The organism is Actinophytocola sp. (assembly GCF_045807065.1).
Classification (GTDB): domain Bacteria; phylum Actinomycetota; class Actinomycetes; order Mycobacteriales; family Pseudonocardiaceae; genus Actinophytocola.
Map to the genome: position 1 here is coordinate 1 of NZ_JBJMIE010000513.1, position 3,126 is coordinate 3,126.

Consider the following 3,126-nt stretch of genomic DNA (forward strand, 5'->3'; position numbering starts at 1 on the left):
CGCGATGTACGCGGGTGAGCCCAGCATGATCCCCGTGCTGGTCAGGGTCCGCTCGGCCACGTTCCGCGCGATGCCGAAGTCGGTGAGCTTCACCCGGCCGTCCTCGCAGATGAGCACGTTGCCCGGCTTGACGTCCCGGTGGGTGATGCCGACCTGGTGCGCGGCGGCGAGCCCGGCGGCGACGGCGGTGGCGACGGTCGCGGCCTTGGCCTCGGGCAGCGGGCCCAGCACGTCGAGGATCGTGGCCAGGCTGTGCGCCTGCATGTACTCCATGACCACGAACGGCTCGCCGTTCTCGCGTGCCACGTCGTGCAGGGTGACCACGTTGGGGTGGGACAGGGCGGCGATGGCGCGGGCCTCGCGGAGCGTCCGCTCCCGCAACTCGGCGGCCTGCCCTTCCGGCATGCCCGGCGGGAGGAGGACCTCCTTCACCGCGACCGGCCGGCGCAGGAACTCGTCGAAGGCCTCCCAGACCGTGCCCATGGCGCCCTGGCCGAGCCGCCGGCGCAACCGGTAGCGCCCGGCGACCACCCGCTCCCCACTGGACACGCGAACATTGTGCCGGTCCGGGCGACCAGCCTCACACTCGCGTGCCCTGGCGATCACGCGAGCCGGCCGTAGCATCGATGGGTATGACTTCTGCGGACCAGCTGAAGCTGGCATCGGAGTTCGATCCGGCGACCCGAAACCGCTGGCAGACGCTGGTGGAGAAGGTTCTGCGCCGGTCTGGGGCCGACGTGGACGCCCACGCCGGTCCGGTCGAGGAACTGCTCGCGACCCCGACCTACGACGGATTCCCGGTAGAGCCGCTCTACACCGCCGAGGACGATACCGCGCCCGACACGGGCTTCCCGGGACTGCCCCCGTTCACCCGCGGCGCACGGCCCGACGGCGCGGTGGCGACGGGGTGGGACGTCCGGCAGCGGCACGCGCACCCGGACCCCGCCGTCACGCGGCAGGCGGTGCTCACCGACCTGGAGAACGGCGTCACGTCGCTGTGGCTCGTGGTCGGCGAGCGCGGGGTGCCGCTCGACGCGCTGGCGGGCGTGCTGGCGGAGGTGTACCTCGACCTCGCGCCGATCACGCTGGACGCCGGCGCGGACGTCGTGGCCGCGGCCCGGGTGCTCCTGGACCTCCACGCGGACAAGGGAATCCAGGCCAGCGAGGTGCGTGGCAACCTCGGCGCCGACCCGCTCGGGCTGCGGGCGCGGACCGGCCGGCCCCACGACGTCGGGACGGTCGTCGAGGTGGCGCGGACCGCGCAGCGGTACGAGAAGTTGCGGTCGGTGGTCGTGGACGCCCTGCCCTACCACGAGGCCGGGTCCTCCGACGGGCAGGAGCTGGGCTACGCGCTGGCCACCGCCGTCGCGTACCTGCGTGCGCTGACCGGTGCGGGACTGTCGGTCGCGGACGCCGCGCGGCAGCTGGAGTTCCGCTTCGCCGCCACCGCCGACCAGTTCGCCACGATCGCCAAGCTGCGGGCCGCGCGCCGGCTCTGGGCACGCGTCGCGGAGGTGTCCGGGATCAGCACCGCCGTACCGCAGCACGCGGTGACGTCCGCGACGATGATGACCCGCCGCGACCCGTGGAACAACATGCTGCGGACCACGCTCGCCTGCTTCGCCGCCGGGGTCGGCGGGGCGGACGCGGTGACCGTGCAGCCGTTCGACGCGGCCATCGGCCTGCCGGACTCCTTCGCGCGCCGCATCGCCCGCAACACCCAGACGATCCTGGTCGAGGAGTCGCGGGTGGCCGGCGTGATCGACCCGGCCGGCGGCTCCTGGTACGTCGAGCGGCACACCGACGAGCTGGCGAAGGCCGGCTGGGCGGTGTTCCAGGAGGTCGAGCGGGCCGGTGGCCTCGCGGCGGCCCTCGACTCGGGGCTGGTCGAGGAGCGCGTCACCGCCGTCCGGGACGCCCGCACCGCCCGGCTCGACGCGGGTGACGAGGCGATCACCGGGGTGACCGTGTTCCCCAACAAGGACGAGAAACCACTGACCCGCGCACCGGAGCCGGCCCAGCCGTCGGGCGGCCTGCCGAGGGTGCGTTACGCCGAACCGTTCGAAGCCGCGCTGGAAGGGTGACCGATGACGATCCCCGATTTCTCCGAGATCCCTTTAGGAGAGCCGAGTTCGCCCACGGCCGCGGACTGGCAGGCCGCCGTGCAGGAGGCGACGGGCAAGGGCGCGGACGCGCTCGTGTGGGAGACGCCCGAGGGCATCGGCGTGAAACCCCTGTACACCGCCGAGGACACGGCCGGGCTGGACTTCCTGAACACGTACCCGGGCATCGTGCCGTTCCTGCGCGGGCCGTACCCGACGATGTACGTCAACCAGCCGTGGACCATCCGCCAGTACGCGGGTTTCTCCACCGCCGAGGAGTCGAACGCCTTCTACCGCCGCAACATCGCGGCCGGGCAGAAGGGCCTCTCGGTCGCGTTCGACCTCGCCACGCACCGCGGTTACGACTCCGACCACCCGCGCGTGGCCGGTGACGTCGGCATGGCGGGCGTCGCGATCGACTCGATCTACGACATGCGGCAGCTGTTCGACGGCATCCCGCTCGACACGATGTCCGTGTCGATGACCATGAACGGCGCGGTCCTGCCGATCCTCGCGCTCTACGTCGTGGCGGCGGAAGAACAGGGCGTGCCACAGGAGAAGCTGGCAGGCACCATCCAGAACGACATCCTCAAGGAGTTCATGGTCCGCAACACCTACATCTACCCGCCGCAGCCGTCGATGCGGATCATCTCCGACATCTTTTCCTACACCTCGCAGCACATGCCGAAGTACAACTCGATCTCCATCTCCGGCTACCACATGCAGGAAGCCGGGGCGACCGCCGACCTCGAGCTGGCCTACACCCTCGCCGACGGCGTCGAGTACCTCCGCTCCGGCGTCGACGCGGGGCTGAGTGTCGACAAGTTCGCGCCGCGGCTGTCGTTCTTCTGGGCGATCGGCATGAACTTCTTCATGGAGGTCGCGAAGCTGCGCGCGGCGCGTCTCCTGTGGGCGAAGCTGGTCAAGGGCTTCGACCCCAAGTCGCCGAAGTCGTTGTCGCTGCGGACGCACAGCCAGACCTCCGGCTGGTCGCTGACCGCGCAGGACGTGTTCAACAACGTGC

At 71.2% G+C, this 3,126-nt stretch carries 3 protein-coding genes; 2 read left to right on the forward strand and 1 reads right to left on the reverse strand.

Translation table 11 applies throughout. The features are described from left to right. Positions 1–549: serine/threonine-protein kinase (locus ACJ73U_RS30185; RefSeq protein ID WP_407781122.1), on the reverse strand; the 549-nt coding region annotated here is incomplete at its 3' end. An 83-nt stretch (positions 550–632) separates the two neighbouring features. On the opposite strand from ACJ73U_RS30185, the gene ACJ73U_RS30190 reads away from it, so the two are divergent. Together ACJ73U_RS30190 and ACJ73U_RS30195 are read left to right on the forward strand one after the other, a co-directional pair. After that, positions 633–2,084, forward strand: a complete 1,452-nt coding sequence (locus tag ACJ73U_RS30190; protein WP_407781123.1) for a methylmalonyl-CoA mutase subunit beta — start codon at positions 633–635, stop codon at positions 2,082–2,084. Between the two features lie 3 nt (positions 2,085–2,087). Beyond that, positions 2,088–3,126, forward strand: a 1,039-nt coding sequence (locus ACJ73U_RS30195; protein WP_407781124.1) for a methylmalonyl-CoA mutase family protein, incomplete at its 3' end; no start/stop codon positions are given.